Source organism: Streptomyces sp. NPDC015171, from assembly GCF_043079545.1.
Taxonomy (GTDB): domain Bacteria; phylum Actinomycetota; class Actinomycetes; order Streptomycetales; family Streptomycetaceae; genus Streptomyces.
Genome location: NZ_JBIBUO010000023.1, coordinates 74,401 through 90,854 on the forward strand (window position 1 = coordinate 74,401; position 16,454 = coordinate 90,854).

At 70.0% G+C, this 16,454-nt stretch carries 16 protein-coding genes and 2 pseudogenes; 7 read left to right on the plus strand and 11 right to left on the minus strand.

What is annotated here, in order from left to right:
• The first annotated feature begins 309 nt into the window (after nucleotides 1-309).
• The 4 genes from ACF073_RS37215 (at nucleotide 310) to ACF073_RS37230 (ending at nucleotide 2,434) form a co-directional block, all read left to right on the plus strand.
• Nucleotides 310-663: a DUF317 domain-containing protein gene (locus tag ACF073_RS37215; protein WP_392075917.1), complete on the plus strand. Its 354-nt coding sequence runs from the start codon at nucleotides 310-312 to the stop codon at nucleotides 661-663.
• Between the two features lie 106 nt (nucleotides 664-769).
• On the plus strand, nucleotides 770-1,060 hold the full coding sequence (locus ACF073_RS37220) for a hypothetical protein (RefSeq protein WP_392075918.1): 291 nt from the start codon (nucleotides 770-772) through the stop codon (nucleotides 1,058-1,060).
• A gap of 16 nt (nucleotides 1,061-1,076) precedes the next feature.
• The gene (locus ACF073_RS37225) at nucleotides 1,077-1,898 is read left to right on the plus strand and encodes a DUF317 domain-containing protein (protein WP_392075919.1); all 822 of its coding nucleotides are present in this window, start codon (nucleotides 1,077-1,079) and stop codon (nucleotides 1,896-1,898) included.
• Nucleotides 1,899-2,074: 176 nt separating this feature from the next.
• Nucleotides 2,075-2,434, plus strand: coding sequence for a hypothetical protein (locus ACF073_RS37230; protein WP_392075920.1), 360 nt, complete (start codon nucleotides 2,075-2,077; stop codon nucleotides 2,432-2,434).
• Between the two features lie 60 nt (nucleotides 2,435-2,494).
• On the opposite strand, the pseudogene ACF073_RS37235 reads toward ACF073_RS37230, so the two are convergent.
• The 10 genes and pseudogenes from ACF073_RS37235 to ACF073_RS37280 all read right to left on the minus strand — a co-directional run bounded on the left by ACF073_RS37235 (nucleotide 2,495) and on the right by ACF073_RS37280 (nucleotide 11,111).
• Nucleotides 2,495-3,186: pseudogene (locus tag ACF073_RS37235) on the minus strand (hypothetical protein).
• A 79-nt stretch (nucleotides 3,187-3,265) separates the two neighbouring features.
• Nucleotides 3,266-3,709, minus strand: coding sequence for a hypothetical protein (locus tag ACF073_RS37240; protein ID WP_392075921.1), 444 nt, complete (start codon nucleotides 3,707-3,709; stop codon nucleotides 3,266-3,268).
• Nucleotides 3,710-4,147: 438 nt separating this feature from the next.
• Nucleotides 4,148-5,890 carry a relaxase/mobilization nuclease domain-containing protein gene (locus ACF073_RS37245; protein WP_392075922.1) on the minus strand — a complete coding sequence of 581 codons (1,743 nt, stop codon included), beginning with the start codon at nucleotides 5,888-5,890 and terminating at the stop codon, nucleotides 4,148-4,150.
• Between the two features lie 15 nt (nucleotides 5,891-5,905).
• Nucleotides 5,906-6,283, minus strand: a complete 378-nt coding sequence (locus tag ACF073_RS37250; protein WP_392075923.1) for a plasmid mobilization protein — start codon at nucleotides 6,281-6,283, stop codon at nucleotides 5,906-5,908.
• A gap of 230 nt (nucleotides 6,284-6,513) precedes the next feature.
• Nucleotides 6,514-6,750: a hypothetical protein gene (locus tag ACF073_RS37255; protein ID WP_260828730.1), complete on the minus strand. Its 237-nt coding sequence runs from the start codon at nucleotides 6,748-6,750 to the stop codon at nucleotides 6,514-6,516.
• An 86-nt stretch (nucleotides 6,751-6,836) separates the two neighbouring features.
• Nucleotides 6,837-7,028: a hypothetical protein gene (locus ACF073_RS37260; RefSeq protein WP_260828729.1), complete on the minus strand. Its 192-nt coding sequence runs from the start codon at nucleotides 7,026-7,028 to the stop codon at nucleotides 6,837-6,839.
• A complete protein-coding gene (locus ACF073_RS37265; RefSeq protein ID WP_392075924.1) occupies nucleotides 7,025-8,710 on the minus strand; it encodes a hypothetical protein in 1,686 nt (561 codons plus the stop codon). The genes ACF073_RS37260 and ACF073_RS37265 overlap by 4 nt, the downstream gene beginning before the upstream one ends.
• A complete protein-coding gene (locus tag ACF073_RS37270; RefSeq protein WP_392075925.1) occupies nucleotides 8,707-9,351 on the minus strand; it encodes a WhiB family transcriptional regulator in 645 nt (214 codons plus the stop codon). The genes ACF073_RS37265 and ACF073_RS37270 overlap by 4 nt, the downstream gene beginning before the upstream one ends.
• Nucleotides 9,352-9,504: 153 nt before the next feature.
• Complete coding sequence (locus ACF073_RS37275) at nucleotides 9,505-10,221, minus strand: hypothetical protein (RefSeq protein ID WP_392075926.1); 717 nt, start codon at nucleotides 10,219-10,221, stop codon at nucleotides 9,505-9,507.
• Nucleotides 10,222-10,223: 2 nt separating this feature from the next.
• Nucleotides 10,224-11,111 (minus strand): helix-turn-helix domain-containing protein, encoded by an 888-nt coding sequence (locus ACF073_RS37280; RefSeq protein ID WP_392075927.1) that lies wholly within the window; start codon nucleotides 11,109-11,111, stop codon nucleotides 10,224-10,226.
• Nucleotides 11,112-12,247: 1,136 nt separating this feature from the next.
• Here ACF073_RS37280 and ACF073_RS37285 point away from each other — a divergent pair.
• Together ACF073_RS37285 and ACF073_RS37290 are read left to right on the plus strand one after the other, a co-directional pair.
• Nucleotides 12,248-13,705 (plus strand): helix-turn-helix transcriptional regulator, encoded by a 1,458-nt coding sequence (locus ACF073_RS37285; RefSeq protein ID WP_392075928.1) that lies wholly within the window; start codon nucleotides 12,248-12,250, stop codon nucleotides 13,703-13,705.
• 71 nt (nucleotides 13,706-13,776) lie between these two features.
• Nucleotides 13,777-14,184 (plus strand): acyl-CoA thioesterase, encoded by a 408-nt coding sequence (locus tag ACF073_RS37290; protein ID WP_392075929.1) that lies wholly within the window; start codon nucleotides 13,777-13,779, stop codon nucleotides 14,182-14,184.
• 425 nt (nucleotides 14,185-14,609) lie between these two features.
• On the opposite strand, the gene ACF073_RS37295 is transcribed toward ACF073_RS37290, so the two are convergent.
• Nucleotides 14,610-15,923: an XRE family transcriptional regulator gene (locus tag ACF073_RS37295; RefSeq protein WP_392075931.1), complete on the minus strand. Its 1,314-nt coding sequence runs from the start codon at nucleotides 15,921-15,923 to the stop codon at nucleotides 14,610-14,612.
• 219 nt (nucleotides 15,924-16,142) lie between these two features.
• Here ACF073_RS37295 and ACF073_RS37300 point away from each other — a divergent pair.
• Nucleotides 16,143-16,337 (plus strand): annotated as a pseudogene (locus tag ACF073_RS37300) (NAD-dependent epimerase/dehydratase family protein); the annotation flags it as partial.
• Nucleotides 16,338-16,454: the final 117 nt, after the last annotated feature.

Below are 16,454 nucleotides of genomic sequence, written 5' to 3' on the forward strand. Positions count from 1 at the left end.
CCTGTGCCGGCGGCCAGGTGAGCAATCGGGGGTTCGTCGAGAACCCGCGGTTGACCTCGAAGATCGGAAGCGGCACGTTCGGGACCACTACCGAGCGTCATCAGTGTCGGCTGAATCGCAGATTTGCTAATCCACTGCTAACGAATCGCCTTCATTGCTAACGAAGCCGCTAACCCTAGAACCGATGTCATCGGCGGCAGTTCGCCGGGGGCAGACAGGAAAGATCGCGGAAAGACTCGCCAAGGTATGCGAGGGCATGCCAACGTAGACGACGTTGCAAGAAACCCCAGGTCAGAGAGGTGATTGCCCGTGACCGTGGCTTCCGCCGACTCCGGTTTCTCCACCACCGTCGAAGCCCTGCGGCTGCGCGAGTGGCAGCTGGGTCCTGGTCAGCCCACGCTCGTCATGGACCAGTTCTCCGCGGAGGACTTCAACCTCATCGTGGACGACCGTGCGGACGTACATGTCAGCTCCAAGGACGGCCGGTTCTACCTCGGCTGGTTCCCGCTCGGTCGTCCCGGCACCGACGGCGAGGGATGGAAGATCGCCGTCACCGGCTCGGCCAAGGTACGCGGCTACCAGATGTCGTTCGACACCGAGACGCCGGCCGACATCGTCGCTGCCGCCGTGGCGCGCGTGCTGGAAACCTCACGTCGCGTATGACAGTGCAGGCGCCCGCGGGTAGCCCTCGCTGAGAGGCGGCCGGCTGACTGCCAGGCCGTCGGCTGATTGCACCGCTCACCGTTTTCCTCACCCAAGGAGGCCGTTCATGACGTACACGGAGATGACTGTCGGCGATCTCATCGACTTGCTGTCCGGTTGCGACCGCAGTGCTCCGGTCCGTCAGGCCATGAACCCGTTCTTTCCGATGGCGCACCGCGTGGCGCAGGTCGTGCAGTCCGTGGACGAGACCGGCCAAACCGTTGTCTACCTCGCCGAAGGCCGAGACGAGGGCTCACAGCTTGGCCATCTGCCGCCCGAGGTCGCCGTCGCCCTGACCTGGCAGGGCGACGTCCAGCCGCCCCCGCGCCGTCCCCGCCGCCGTGCCGGCGGCAATTAGACCAGCACCGAGCCCCTTGGAGGCGCCCCTGTACCCCGAATTCCCGCCCGACTCGTCCACTCCATGTGGCGGCCAGCCCGCGTTCTGGGTCGGCCCCCGGCACCTGGCCGGTGACGATGGGCGCCTCTACGACGTCGTTGCCGACACGCTCGTCGGCCTGGGCTGGAAGAGCCTGACGATCGTCCGCGGACGGCACGAGCGGGACGAGGCACCGGAGGACCGCCAGGTCCTGCGCAGCACCGTCCTGCACATCAGCCCCGACGCCCTTCGCTGGGCGCAGTGGAATCTGGCGGACGAGCCGTTCCACTTGGGCGACCTGCCGATCGCCTGGCAGATCTCGGCCCGAGCGGACACGAGCAGTCCGCTCGCGTCGTGGTCGTCCTACTTCACCCCCGACGTCCCGGGCGAGGCCGTGACCGACTTCCTCCTCGCGCTCGATGCCCGGGACGAGCCCACCGTGCCGCTCGCCGGCCCCGAGTCGGTCCTCGACGCCGTCGCCGCACACGGCTGGCTTCGCGACATCGACCAGCCCCAGGCGGCAGCGACGGACCCGACGTTCACCTCGCACATCAGCCTCGGCGAGGTGCCGCCTCTCATCCAGGACGCCGACCCGCACGCCCTGACCGCCGAGGACGATGAGACGGGGCCGGCCGGATGGCAGGCATGGGCCGAACCCGCACTCGGCGCACCCTGCCTGTGGGCAGCCTCTTTCGCCGCCAGCGTCCCGCACGACCTCGTCGCCGCCTTCGCCGCCTCCCTCAGCTCGACCGCACCGGTCCTGCGGCGGGTGCTCCCCGAGGCCACCCAGGACCGCCTTCTACGCGCGCCGGCCATCTAACGTTCCGCGCGCAGCTCCGGACGAACGCAGTCCGGCACCCCCGGTTGGGGTGCCGGACTTTTTTGCTGTTCGGTCTTCGGCCCGAGAATGGTTTGCTGCCCCGCCACGGAAAGATGCAGGATGCGGCAATGCCCCCCAGCCCCAACGCCTTTACGGTCATCGCTCTCATCGTCGCCGTGACGATCGCGTTGACGGTCCGCTCACGCCGCAATCGCACGGCCGCCCTCGCGGCGCAATGGCAGGCATTCCAGCAGCACCGAAGCTCCGGCCAGGGGCAACTCCTTCAGGTCACGCGGGTCTACCAGCACGGACGCCGTGGCTCCAAAGCTGTCGTGACCTGGTGCGACACCGGGCGGCAGCAGGACGCGTGGTTCTGGAACTGGCACGTTCCCGCAGGCGCGTACCTGCTCGTGAACGCCTCCAGCGGCTACGGACCGCACAGTCACAACCCGAACGTCCTCTACGTACAGCCCGACCAGGTCCGTGCCTGGGTACCGGGCCAAGCCGCTCGCGCCGCCCAGCGCATCAGCCAGTAACGCACTGCTGCCTCCGACCCCTGGCGGTGGGAGGCAGCAGCGAGAGGGCAGGCGGACAGGTCAGCTCGCTGCCGTGGCCTTGGCGAGGGCCTTGTCGAGGTGACGGTCGACGAGGGCCGGTGAGCCGGAGACGATCAGTAGCAGGCTGCCGTCGCGGATCGCGGTCTGCTTGACCACGGTGCTCCGCCCTCGGGTGGTGAACGTCAGGAGCTGGCTCCACTGCTCGTCACCGCCGACGCGGGGTGCGGGCAGCTTCTGCGAGGTCACGTCGACCGGGGTGCCGCCCGCGACGACCTGATAGGCCGGGCAGCCGGTCATCGCGTCGAAGATCCGATCGATGCCGTCGGAGAGCTTCTTCGGGCTGTCGCTGTACAGGTCCTCGGAGATCTCCGAGGAGCTGCCGCCGTAGGTGAAGTCCGCCTTCGCCTTGTGTGGGAAGGCGAGCGTGCCGCCGGTCGCCGCGTCGCCGCCCAGCTTGCTCAGGGCGCGGCAGCCGATGACGGTGACGTCGTCGTGCTGGGTAGGACGCTCCGGCTTGGGCAGGTAGCCGCTGCCGAGGTCGCTCTGGTCGAGCAGGCGGGACTCGAGCGCGGCCGAGGAGAGCGTAGCCGGCTTCTGGACGCCGTCGGCCGGCTCTCCCGTCGTGGCGGCGGAGGAGGTCTGGTGTTTGGCCCCGGTGGTGTCGGTGGAGCAGGCAGGGCGAGGAGGGCGGCGGTGATGCCGAGTGCGGTGGTGGCGACGCGAACGCGCATGACGGAACTGACCCCTTGGTGCTAGGCGGCGGGTGGTCAGTGCGGGCCCGCGGGCCCGGTGGGGTCGTAGGAGTGGTAGTCAGTGCCCGAGGTGGCGCAGGCAGTCCTCGAACGTGGCGTGCGTCGCGTCTGCCGGCCCGGAGTGCCGGTTGTACCAGGCGGTGTCGATGCGGGTCTCCTGCTGCTGGTGGCCTGCCCGGCAGCGCAGCCAGATCTCGCCACGCGTGGAGAGGATGAGCCAGTCACGGTACGCACCGCACTCGGCACAGGCCACCATCTCGCCTTTGAGGACGAGGGGCTGCTTCCACGGCATCATCTTGCCCTCGACCTGGTCGTGGCTCGGCACGCGCAGTTCCGGCGGAAGGAAGTCGTCCACCACGGCGGCCGGCTCGGCGGGCTCCGGCTCAGGCGCCGGCACTGCGAAGCCGGGCGGGACCTGGCCCTGCATCTGTGCATGCAGCTCGGCGAACTGCCTCTGAGCCTCGCTCGGCTCCATGGCCCGTCGGCGTATCCGGCGAAACACCCTGGCTCCTCCTTTACCTCGTCACCGCGTCCTGCGCGCTTCATGATCGTGCCCCACGCCCCCGGCGGTTTCAATTCACAAGGTCCACAGTCACTCCGGCCAGGTCAGCAGGGGCATTCAGCTTCTCGGCTGCCCTGATGACGAGTTGGCCACGATGCGTGTCTCGGCACGGCGTGGCGGAGTTGCGCCCCTGTATCCGATCACACGTCCTCGTCTCCCCCGACCGCTCAACTTCGCGACGCCTACTGGCTCGACTCGCCCCACCTGAGCCATGCCCGTGCGTCCTGCGGGTGCACGGATGCCGACAGCCTGCCCATCGCACCCGGTCGCCACCGAGATCCGATGTGGCGTACAACCACGTTGTGGATGGGAGCGGCGCGGTGGCGCTGCCCCTCCTCGCGGTGATGCGCTGAGGCCGCGTGCCGGCATCCGGCGGGCTCACAGGGGCTTACGCGCTGTCTCCTCTCCGCTGCGCCGCCTGCCAGGCGCGGAGGGCCTGGTGGTCGTCCCGCGCGTCGCGAACCGGTTCCCTGCGGTGCTGGTCTCCGGCAGGTGGGAGGCGTCGGCGGGCAGATCGGCGGTCCGCCGCATCCGCCACACGAGCACGTCGCTGACGGAGTCCGCGGTGCCGAGTTCGCGCCGTGCGGCAAGGTCGGACAGGAGGGCGGCCGGGTCGTGGCCGGCGGCTTCGGCCTCCGCGATGGTCGCCGCCAGGGCGTACCAGCCGGGCTCGGCAAGGATCTGCTCGGCCAGCTCCGGAAGCGCCTCGCGCAGTAGCAAGGTCTGCCGTTGGAGTATCGGCCGACCGAGACGCCGGCCACGCTGGTAGAGCACTCTGAGCGGCTGGGCCGAGGCGGCTCGGTAGGCGGTGCGCAGGTGCTCGGCGGCCCGGGCGGCGGCTTCAGCCTGCTGGGCGTGCCCCTTCCTCGCGTGCCGGTGCGCGGCGGCGGTGATCAGGAAGAACAGCATGTCGATCGCCATCGCCGTGGTGGCGCCGTCCTCACCCCGGCCGAGGGCCGGGCCGCCCTGGACAAGGTCGCGGGCGGCCTGCCGCAGGGCACGATCGTGCCCGCGTACAGCGCGAACGTGAGAGCGCGAGGCCCGCTCGAAAGCCGTTGCGGCGTCGCGCAGTTCGCGGCGGGTGTGGGCGGCGGAGGTCTTCGCGAGGGCATCCAGGACCTCGCCGGCGGCTGCGATGTGGGCGGCCACGACCGAATCCTCGCCATGCTCGACGACAAGCACGGCCTGCCACACAGCCGATGCCGTCCCGCGGCGCGCGGCGGCCGGACCGCCCGGCCATGTACGGACCGCATCCTCCCGCCGGACAGCCCCAGCGTCCTCGGCCTCACCCGACCAACGCTCGCGGATGCGAGGCAGCGACAGGTCGGGGGCCAGGCGCGCGCCCGGATAGAACACTGGCTCGCCGTCCTTGTTCAGGTCATCAGGCAGGGCGACCTTGTATCCGAGCAGGTCACCGGAGGGCGCGGCGCGCTTACGGATCAGGAGGCCAGCGGCGGCCAGCCGGTCGAAGAACTCCCCGTCGCTCCTCGCCCCGGCCACCGCCCGTCGTACGGTTTCGCGCAGTTCCTCGCGGGCGGTGCGCTCGCGACCCTGCCGCTCGGCCTTGTGCCGTTCGGCGCTCGTGGGCCGCTTCGCGGCGGTGCCGTCACCCTTGTTGAGGCGCCGCAGACCCAGCTCCGCTTCGAGGACCCGGGCCTGGGCCTGCACACGGTTGGCGTCGTTGTCGAGGTCAGGTTTGTACCCGTCTTCGCGGACGAGGGTGGCGACGATGTGGATGTGGTCGTCAGCGTGCCGCACGGCCGCCCACCGGCAGCCCGCTCCTGCCTCGGGGTCGTCGATCCCTGCAGCGGCGACCATCCGGCGGGCCACGTCGCCCCATTCCTCATCCGACAGGATCCGGTCCTCACCGCCATTGCGCACGGACAGATGCCACACATGCTTCTTCGGGCGCTGCGACGGGTCGATGTTCTCGACGGGTTGGTCCAGGAGCTGCTGGAGCTGCTTGAGGGTCGCGGTGGCGTCGCGGCCGGGGTCGGGAGCGTTGTGATCCCATGAGGCGACGAGGTGGGGATCGGTGTGCTCCTCGAACTTACCTGGCCCGTAGAGGTAGTAGAGGAGGCCGATGGTGCGCTGCCCGCGCTTCTGGATCCTGGGGATCATGGAGGTGAAGAGGTCCTAGTCCTGGTGGAGGAGCCGGTCGGTGGCGTGCTGGACGCGCTGGACGGCGCGGTCGGTGGCCGCGATGACCACGTCGAGTTCGCCCGGGTGACCTCCGGCGTTGACCGCTCGGGCGATCTGGTTCAAGTTGCTGCCGATGTGGCCGAGGTGCCGACGGGCGGCGAAGAACTCGGCGATCACCTCACGCTCGTCGGCAACGGCACTCGTGGTCCGTTCGAGGTCGCGGGCAGCAGAGAGAGCGGCACGGGCTAGGAATCCGGCGAGGGTGAGGCCGGCGGCCTTCGCGCCGGCGGTTACGCGGACGAGTTCGTCGTCGCTGAAGCGGGTGTTGCGGACGTGGGGGCGCTGGCGACGCTGGTATTTGCGGCGGCGCATACGCGGCTGTTCACGTTCGTCCAGTGTCTCCTCGGGCTGCGATCCGCCCTCGGTCGCAGCCTCCTCGTCTGGCGTCCCCCGGCGCCGGACGAGCCCCTGCCCCCGAGGGGCGGGGGAGCCCTTGGATACTCCGCTCAAGGCGGAGTATCCAAGGGGATAACTTGCGCGCCCCGAGACCGAGTTGGAGTCGGGAGCAGGTTCGAGTGTGGTGCCGGTCTGGGTGGGGTTCGTCATCGGGATTCGGGCCTTGTAGAGCGGGTGTGGTGCTGGATGGTCGCGGCCAGCGCGAGGACGTCGGCCGGTCCCGTAAGGACGCGGACGGGTCCGTCGGGCTTGTCCTGGACGAGCCACTGGCTGGTCGGCGTGAGGACGGCCGCGTGCAGGAGCCGCCAGCGGACCAGGACGTCCGCCCAGGCGCTGGCCTCATCGACCGTGGGCTCGGATGAGCGAGCAGGACGCGCAATCACGGCGTGTCTCCTCAAGCGGGGCTGTGGCCCGGCACATGCCGGGCCACCGGGTGGGATTAGGGGTTTTGAGTTGGAGTTTTGCCGGTTCAGCCGCACTCGGGACAGCGACCGACGTGGCTGCTGAGCGCCCGTGCCATCCGTTGCTTCGCCGAGGCAGCCTGCTTTGCGCTGGACTTCGCCGCCGGCCTGCCCTCGTGCCGCTTGGAGTGGGCGAGCATGAAGCCGATCTCCCGCTCGTACTCCGCACGGACGGTGTCGAACTGGTGGCAGGTCTTCATGGGGCTGAACTCCTTGTCGTCGTGGTGGCGTCCCTCCGCAGTTCCTGGAGGACGAGGCTCAGTCGGTCGTTCCGGCCGCCTTTCAGGCCCTCGCGGCGGAGGATCTCCCGCAGCTGGACCCGGGTGACGGACTCGTTGCCGTCCCGTTCGAGCAGGGCAGGGACGTGCGGACGGACCTGCTGGACGAGCTGGTCCACCGACTGCTCCGGCTCGCGCGGCGGGCGCTGTGTCTGCGGGGTGCGGGACCGGGCGCGCTTCCCCTTGGTCTTCGTCCGTGGCTTCGTGGTCGTCTTCCGTCGCAGGGGCACCGTGTGTCCCCGGTCCCCGGTGGGCTCGGTCCCCGTGTCGGTGTCGGTCGGTCCCCGGTCCCCGGTGGGCTCGGTCCCCGTGTCGGTGTCGGTCGGTCCCCGGTCCCCGGTGGGCTCGGTCCCCGTGTCGGTGTCGGTCGGTCCCCGGTCCCCGGTGGGCTCGGTCCCCGACTCAGCGACGGTCGGTCCCCGGCGCGACTCATGGCCCTGAGCAGGCACTTCTCGTGTAAGGCGCCCGGTCTCCACGCCTCGGGTGTCCCCCTCCGCGACTTCCGGAGTGGCGGGCCCGGTCCCCGGGACCGGGCCTGCTTCTAGGGCCTCGGTCCCCACCCCGGCCCCCGCGTTCTCGCCTTCGGTCCCCGCGCCTGCCGACACCTTCGAGTCCGCAATCTTGGGGACCGGTCCCCTCGGATCGCTCGGTCCCCGGTCCCCGTCCGACTCGTCGGGACCGTGGGGACCCGGGACGGGGACCGGCGCTTTCGAGGCCGACTGCGAGGGGACCGTGGCTGGTGTTGCGGTGCTCTGCGCCGGGGACCAGGGCGAGGGCAGCGGGACCGTGGCGAGCGCAAGTGCGTGCCGGCGCGCGGCGAGCTGGTCGAGCAGCTGTGCGCGCTGGCGGGCGTCGGTCCCGACTGAGGCCCTGCCAACCGCCTTCGACAGGCGCCGCGTCAGCCGCCGTCCGCGCCTGCTTCGCTGCTGCTCGGGTGTGCGCTCGGCAAGGCGGGCGGCGAGGGCGACTGCGCGGGCGGTGGCCCGTTCCCGGGTGATCTGCGCGGCGTCGCGGTCTCGAGCGGCGATCCCGAGGCGGGACAGCAGCCGTTCGCGTGCTTCCCGTCCCAGGACGGCGATCAGTCCGTGGGAGGCGGCACCGGGAGTGCGCAGGCGCAGCTCAATCCCCATGGCGAGGTGCCACAGCATCGCCGCCATGACCGGACCGACGAAGGCCCTCACCGTGCCACCGATAGGACCGCTCTCGGCATAGGCGGGGATGACCTGCACTCCGGTGATCACCCAGACCAGCGTGCCTGGCAGGCCGGGGGCGCCCTCGGTGGCCAGGTTCTGCCGTGCCATCAGCGCGGTCGCGAAGAGCGCCAGCTCGGCTGCGGCGAACATGCCGGCTCGCTCGGCGGCGCCGGCCATGTCGAGGTAGTCGGCGGCGAACCGCCAGCTCGTGTCCGCGGAGTAGCAGGTACAGCCGAGGGCGGCAAGGGCAGCGACCTTGACCGCCGGGCCGCTGAGACGTTTCTGCTGGCGTGTGCCCCGGCGCCGGACCGTCCAGGCGGTCAGCACCAGCACGACGGCGGCGGGCACGACGGCGGCGAGGAGGAGAGAGAGGTCCGGAGCGGCGCTGAGGGACAGGAGGGGGTGGGTCATGCGGCCTTTCCGAGAGGGGCGTGCGCCGGAGTCGACGCTGCCGGGCGGGCTGCCAGCTGCTGTGTGCCGGGTGCTGCGGCGGGCGGGGGGCCGCCTGCAGCTGGGGCGGTCTTCTTCCGCTTCTTCTTGGGCCGCGGCACGCCGTAGGTGCGGTCGCGGTCGAACACCTTGTTGGCCGCCTGCCGGAGCAGGTCACGGGCGTGCTTGTGGCTGATCTGCAGGGCGGTGGCGAGCCGGTCGGGCCGCCAGCCGCGCACGTAGGCATGGTCGATGACGACCTGCCGCTCGGCCTCGGTCAGATGCACGTCACGTCCCAGGAAGAAGGACGTGACGCGTCGGTAGTCGAGGCGCTGGTGCAGCCCGTCGTGCCAGGGACGCCGCTCGGCCTCGGTGAGGCCACCCCAGATGCCCTCCTTGAGAACGTTCTCCAGGGCGAAGTTGAGGCAGTCGCTGCGTACCGGGCACCAGCCGCACAGCTCCTTCGCCTCGGCTATGGCTTCGTGGTCCCGCGGGAGCGGGAAGAAGACGGCGTCAGCGTCCTCGACGTCCATGCCGTGGCACGCTCCCTGGGTGTGCCAACGGGTGTCTCCGATACCGCGCAGGCCGGTGGCCGGCGCGTCGTGGGTGGTGATGTGACGCAAGGGTGGTCTCCGATGAGCTGCCGCGTCGGCCGGCTGGGCGGGCGCTGGGTCGGCGTCGGGTGCCGGCTACGGCGCGCGGGCGTGCGCCGCAGCCAGGGCGGGACGGTGATGTTGGGGTGGCGGTGCGCCGGGAGGCACGCGCCGATGCGCCGGTCAGGCCAGCGCGGGCTGCTGGACCTGCTCGCTCTGCTGGGTCTGCTGGGCGGCGGCGAGGTCGACGCGGCCGGGGTGCGGGGTGGCGCGCGGGGCGGTCGTGCGTACGCCGTCGTCGGGGCCGATCCGGCGGCGACGACACGGCTCGCCGGGCTGGGCCAGGCACCACTCGCACTTGACGCTCAGGGCGTCGGGCAGTCCCTGCGCGACGGCGGCCTCGCGGGCTGCGCGGGCGGGCCGGTAGGGGGCGAGGGCGGCGCAGGCGGCGGGCGGTATGCAGGAGCCGATCTGCCGCAGCCTGGCCTCAAGCCTCGGGTCGGTCCGGTCGCGACCGCTGGTGATGGCTCTGGCCTGGGCGGGCTGCGCGGTGCCGGCGGCGACGGCGCGGCGGGTGCCAACCAGCTCGGCGGTCCAGGCGGCCTGGTCGTCCGGGTCGGCGGACGGCGTGGGATCGGAGTGCCGGGCCAGGCGGTCGCGCCGGTAGCTCTCCCAGGGGCGGGCCACGTCCGCGGGCAGGATCTGGTACGGCGAGACTCGGATGTGCTGTCGGGCGGCGACGCGGGCGTCCCAGCCATGCGGAGTGGCCATCGGCACGTCGCCGAGCAGCTCGTGCCACTGGGCGAGCTGGTCACGGGCCTCGCCCTGGTCGGTGCGGATGGTGCGGGGGTCGAGTCGGCCGATGTAGGCCAGCAGGGCGGCGATTTCGCGGCGGTCCACGGCTACTGCTCCGTTCCGGTCGGCTCGTTCAGGGCAGCGAGGAGGGCCGCGGTATGGGCCTCTGCCCGCGTCATACCGCCGGGTTGGCCGGGACCCGTGCCGGGCACGGCGTAGAGGTTCGGGCGGCCAGGGGGGTGCTCTCGGGCGACCCAGGAGCGCCAGTCGGCAGCCCAGGCAGCCGCCGGCCTCGGCTTGAAGCCGGAGCGGTGGGCACGCCACTTCGCGTCGGCCGCCTGCAGGCCCTGCTCGCCGAGGCGGTCGAGGTGTCCCTGCTGGCGGGCCCAGGTGTGGCTGGCTGGGTCGACCTGCCACTCGGCAGCCGAGAGGACGGCAGCACCACCACTGCTGTACCTCCGGTTCAAATCCGGTTCACTACGGTTCTGTGTGCCGGTTTCCGGTACATCGCTGTGTCGGTTTCCGGTACGTCGAGGTGCCGGTTTCCGTCGGGACCTGCCGGATTCCGGTACTGCCGGTTTCCGGGCCCTCTCAGGGGATTCCGGCACCTCACGCTGCCGGATGTTGTAGCGCCGCAGGGCTGAGATGCGGAGCGCCGGGGTGGCCTCGAACCCCTCCTCCGGCGCCTGGTCGGCGTCGTCGCCGTGCAGGGTCTCTGCCAGGGCCTTGGCGGCGAGGGGGAGGCGGTAGACGGTGCTGCGCTGCGGGCCGGTGAGGCCGTCCAGCTGCTCCAGTTCACCGGCGTCGACCAGGCGGTCAATGGCCTCGCGGACCGTGGAGACGGAGGCGCGCGTGCGCTTGGCCAGGCTCGACAGCGAGGCCCAGGAGACGCACTGCTCGTCGCCGACCCGGTCGGCGATCGACAGCAGGACCAGACGCGCCGCCCCCCGGCTGGAGCTGTGCTCCCACACCCAGTCGCGGGCTTCGCTGCTCATCGGCCGCTCCCCATGTTGTAGGGCCGGCGGCTTGCCGGGGCCGGGATGCTGTGTTCCGGCTCGAGGCACGAAGGAGCCGAGCCGGAGGTGGCTGCCGCGCAGGCCAGGCTGAAGGGCCTTTTGCGCAGGGCAGGAGGCATGCAAGAATCCCCTTTGCAGTGTTGCCACGTTGAAGCGCCCGGTGGAATGGGATCAACGTGGTGATGGTGGGCAATCTCCCGTCCTTGCCGGGACGGGCTTTGCCGTTAGGCGCTCGGCGTCCGGGAGTTACCGCTCTCGGACGTCGCCGCTACTTTCGGACCTGTATGGTCCGATCCGTGGACCAATCTGCCCTCGTATTCGTCGTGCCGGGCAGGGTTGCCCGGGGGGACGACGAACATACGCAGGGTCGCGCGTCAAGATCCAGACTTGGTTCTTAATCTCTGTACTAGTTGCAGAGAGTGACGGGATGGGGGACGCGTGTCGTCCATCGCGGCTGCTGGCCAGGGCTGAGGGAGAACCGTTGCCGCGATCGGTCCGAGCGTTCGACGGGCGCCACGAGTGGTGGCGGCGGACGGGGCAGCGGACTGTTCGCTCCGGATCCCGGAGATGAGCCTCACCTGTGCCCCCCACGTGTCTCGTGTCACAAATGCTTTGGTGAACCTGCTGGCCAGAGCGATTTAAGCCAAGCTCCACCAAGGCGGTCAACGCCGATTGTTTGTCCGCTTTGGCCGCATAGGTCGTCCCGATGGCGTGCGACTTGTCTCCCGCCTACGCTCCCGTAAGTCGCTTGCTAAGTAAGGGGAATGACGATTTGAAGTGAACCTAATAAGGCGTTAGGTAAGGTGGTCTAGACCGAACGCGAGGTGGCCTGACGAAAATCGGCAACCTTTTGCCGGTTTTCTCGGTCGCTCGTTTTGTTGATCAAGATGGACGTCCGTTTCGGGTGTGAACGGGCGTGATGTCGTGCGCATTTCGTTCGACGTTAAATCACGTGGGGGCTGCCCTTTGTGCCCCATGCCACACGCGTTCAAGATCGCCTAATTTTGCGTATGGTTCCTGCTGGGAGACGGTGGGGCGGGGTTCGGTGCACGCGCCGAACCCCTTTGCATGCCCGGAAATGGGAGTCTCCGCAAAGGTGTAAAGGCAGGTTTCTCGTGGTCACGAATGAACATGGCCCTGGCAGCGGCGAGGCTGCGGACAACCAGACGTGGGGTCAGGCCGCCGGCGCGGCGGACGAGGAGACCGCGGGGGGTGACGGCGAGAAGCCAGTAGCCGGCCAGTTCATGGGGTTCGGCGCACTGCTGCGCAGGTGGCGCAAGAACGCTCGGGTTAACCAGACACTGGCGGCCAAGGCCCTGGACATGGGCGAGCGGACGTACCGCAAGATCGAGCGGGGCGCGACCCCGCCCAGACTGACCCGGGCGCAGTGCGAGTCCCTCGCGACGCTGCTCAACCTGGACCGTGACGAGCGTCATGCGTTGGTGCTTTACAACATCGGGTCGGCTCTGGTGCCGCCGAGCGGGTCCGGGCAGCCCGAGCTGCAACAGGCGTTGCGCCTACTCATCGACCGGCAGATGCCTAGCCCCGCGTACTTGTGTGACCAGCACTGGAACATCTTGGGTTTCAACACTGCGATGGCCGAGTGGTGGCCATGGGTGATGGAGCCGGGTGCCAACCTCATTCGCTGGGCCCTGACTACACCGGAGGCCCGTGACCAGTACCAGGACTGGGACAAGCACGCATCGGCGTACGTGAAGATCCTCAAGTTCGCCCAGGCCACCAGGCCGGATGACGCAGAGCTGCGCCGGCTGATCGACGACGTCAAGAAGGATGTCGACGTGCGGCATGTCTGGGAAACCGAGCACGACATGGGTGAGACCCGCGATGGCCACGTCTTCCGCATGAACGTGCCGACGCTGGACTGGGAGACCATCGAGGTCGTCAGCCATGTCCTCTACCCGGCGTCGATGCCCGACTGCCGCTTCGTCGTGATCACCTGGGTCGAGGGCGGCGGGGACGAGGAGCGCGACTCCCTGGGCGGCGCCCGCGACGCCTGGGCCTCCAACACGGCGAACCAGGACGATGTGGCCACTGCGCGGCGACACGCGGAGAACCGCGCGGCAGAGGATGCCGCCACCCGTTGGCGCCGGGAAGCGGCCTCACTCGCCTCCAGGACAGTTGTGTCAACCGCCGAGGAGGCGGCGGCCCTTGCAGGGGCAGGGGGTGTACCGCTGCCGGCCCTCAGCGGGGTGCTGGGCCGAGATGTCCAGCTGACGCTCGCCCCCGACAAGCGCACCGTTGTGTGGGCTGCGGAGGAGGCGATCGGAATTTGGTCCGTCACACATGTCTCGCCGGCCACGGTGATCGCCCGCGTGCCCAGGGCTGTACTCCAGGGCGCCCGCCTCGTCGAGATGCGTCAATTGGTCCGTGCGGCGCTGCCGGCCGACAGCGCGGCGGCAACCGCCCGCATTGGCGAGCTTCTCCAGGAGCGCGACACCGAGCAGCGCGTGCTCCGCGACGTTCTTCAGTTGATCGAGGAGAGTGACACCGGCCAGCTTGGTAGTGCCCAGGCCGCTGGCCCAGAACTTGGCGCCACCACTTCCGCCGTGTAACCGACCACTCGCAAGCGCCAGCTGATGCAGTGGCTGGCGCCACATAGTCCTTCACACAGAAAGACCTTTTCGTGAACACCTACACCTACCCGCTGCCGCTGCGTTGGGCTGACTCGGACGCTTACGGGCACGTCAACAACTCGCTTTTCCTCACCTACCTGGAGGAGGCGCGTACACGCATGTTCCAGGACATGCTGCCTGGGGACGAGGCCGGACGGCGCCAGCGCGCCTTCGTGGTCAGCCAGTCCGTGGTCGACTACCGGGCCCCGCTGACGTACCGCGAGGAGCCGGTCGACGTGGAGGTCTGGGTCATCAGTTGTCGTGGGGCTCGGCTGGAACTCGGATACGCCATCCGGGACGCCGAGCGTACCTACGCGGAGGCCGTGACGAAGATGGCTGCCTACGACCTGGACACCGGCCGGCCGCGGCGCATCTCCGAAGCCGAACTGGAGTTTCTCGGTCGTTACACGGGATCCTGACGCCAGGGGGCTGGGGTCGGCCGACGGCCATCGCCACCCGAGCGCGCGGTGCCTCACCATGCGTAGACCGGGGCGCCGCCCTCGGCTCGATGACCACCGCGCTGGTGCCGCTGAGGGACGAGTCGAGCTGATCCAACCCTCCGGTGCCGGTGCGGTTGGCAAGGGCATTGACGCAGCCGATGTGCTGATCCGGCCAAGCGCCGCTCCGCTCTGGCCGGGGTGAAGGCCCGGCACACGGGGTGGTCGGCCTTGACGGGAGGGACGAGGGCGTGGCTCGTTTGCGCAAGCCCCTGTTGCATCAGGGCCTTCGAAGCGGTGAGCAGGGCCTTGGCCCGGATGCCCCTACCCACCTTGCCATCGGGTGGCGGTGAGGACGTGCTTCGTGAGCGGCCAGGGCTGCCCCAGTTGCGGATGCCATGCGCCTGTCAGACGCCCTCGACGGCCGACGACAGGGCTTCGAACCGGTGCACCATGCGCTGGGAGCTGACGGTGTCGATGAGCCCTTCGGCCTGATCGAGGAGTTCTCGTGCCTGGTCGCCGTCGCCGCACTGGTGGACGGTCTCGGCCAGGTCGAGAACTGCGTACAGGTGGTCGCGCGGGTAGTCGGGTGTGGTGGCCTCGATGCGGCTGCGGAGGAAGGGGGCGGCCCGGGAGGGCTGGTCGCAGGCGAGATAGGCGCGGCCGGTGGCGGCGTCCACGGAGTCCTTCGTGAGCCAGGTCGCCCACCACGGTGTGCGCTCATCTGGAACGCCGAGGTGTCCCAGGGCTTCGTCGCGGAAGCGGAGGACCGCGTCAGGATCGTGCCGACGTCCTGCGGCGTAGACGCGCCGGTCGGCGATGACCGCAGCCGCTGCTGCGGGAAGGTTCGGCGTCCGTGCGGCGATGTCGAGGAGTGCTGCGGCGTCGTTGTGGTGGCCTAGCCAGGCGGCCTGGTACGCGGTGGAGGCGACGAGGTTGGCGGTCGCGTGACGGGTGGTCAGCGACGTGTCAGCCTCGCGGGCCAGGCGCATGCCGGTGTGGTAGATGCGTTGTGCCTGGGGGTGCTGGCGGGCGTCGAAGCACATCCAGCCGACCTGTTCGCTCAGTTCGATGTAGGCGGTGTGGAGCCGGTCGGTGAGGGGCCCTTGGCCGCGGGCCTGGGCCACGACCCGGGATGCGCTTTGCCAGATGCCGATGCCCCAGGTGAGGTCGCCGCTGGCGCTGCCGGTGGAGTCGTCGATCTCCCTCAGGTCGCGAACTGCCCTTTCGATCGACCCGACGAGCCGTTCGTTCAGCTGGCCGGAAGGGGCGGCGGAGGCTTCTGCTTCTGAGCCGAGCAGCAGCGCGAGGGCGGGGGCGGTGGCTGCAGCGCCGGTGAGCATAAGCAGGTTGCGGCGGTCCATCAGGTCTCCTTGGCTGATCTCCTGGAGCAGGGCCTCCAGAGGGGCGTCGCCGGGCGCGTCGAGGTGACGGTGACGGGTCCGGGGGCGAGGCAGGTCCCATCCGACGTCGGCCGCGGTGATGCACCGTCCAGCCCTGGCGGTGAGGACGGCCAGGGCGTCCGCCTGGTTGTCGGGCTGCGGAAGTGAGGGGATCTCGCGCAGCCAGGGGTAGGCCGCCTTCGGGCTGAGGGGGGAACAGCCGCGACGGGCCCGCCGCTGGTTGATGCGGGCGATGAGCTGCTCTGGCCGCATCCCCAGCTGCTGTAACAGGGCGCCGAGCACGTTGGCCGGCGGGGCGTCAACCGCTGCTGGCTCCATGGGCACTCCAAGTCCGGCGGGTTCCTGGCCGGAAGGTACCACCGCTCAGGGCACCGCCAGAAGATGGGACGAATGGGGCCTGGTGTACGTACACCAGGCAGCAAGGCCGGTGCCCGTACACCGAGTTGGTGTGTGCACCGGGTACACCGCGGCGACCTCTCGCGATCACCTGCCTGCCTCCGCTTGTCTGTCTCCCCTCGCCAGACCGTGGAGGTGGGGATGCGAGCAGTGATCTTCGGTGCGTCCGGGCTCCTGGGCCGCTCCGTGATGCGGGCCTTCGGCGACATGACCGTGACGGGCACCGCCTTCAGCCGGACCGCCGGCGCGCTGGTCGCGGTCGATGCGACGTCGGCCGGCGCCATCACGCGCCTGCTCGGCCGGGAGAGGCCGGACGTCGTCGTGAACTGCGTGGGCGAGCGCCGCCCCGCGGTATGGGCTAGGTTCTGTCTCTTTGGTCAGCGTCGGGTCCAGATGAGGATGCCCGCGAGGTGGAGTGCGGCCTGGTAGGCGATTGCGAGCTTGTCGGTTCGT

Bases quoted from the DNA above. Each gene is read 5' to 3' on its own strand.
- ACF073_RS37265 (WP_392075924.1), bottom strand. From the start codon at position 8,710: ATGACCCACCCCCTCCTGTCCCTCAGCGCCGCTCCGGACCTCTCTCTC.
- ACF073_RS37245 (WP_392075922.1), bottom strand. From the start codon at position 5,890: ATGATCCCCAGGATCCAGAAGCGCGGGCAGCGCACCATCGGCCTCCTC.
- ACF073_RS37260 (WP_260828729.1), bottom strand. From the start codon at position 7,028: ATGAAGACCTGCCACCAGTTCGACACCGTCCGTGCGGAGTACGAGCGG.
- ACF073_RS37295 (WP_392075931.1), bottom strand. From the start codon at position 15,923: ATGGAGCCAGCAGCGGTTGACGCCCCGCCGGCCAACGTGCTCGGCGCC.
- ACF073_RS37250 (WP_392075923.1), bottom strand. From the start codon at position 6,283: ATGCGCCGCCGCAAATACCAGCGTCGCCAGCGCCCCCACGTCCGCAAC.
- ACF073_RS37280 (WP_392075927.1), bottom strand. From the start codon at position 11,111: ATGAGCAGCGAAGCCCGCGACTGGGTGTGGGAGCACAGCTCCAGCCGG.
- ACF073_RS37220 (WP_392075918.1), top strand. From the start codon at position 770: ATGACGTACACGGAGATGACTGTCGGCGATCTCATCGACTTGCTGTCC.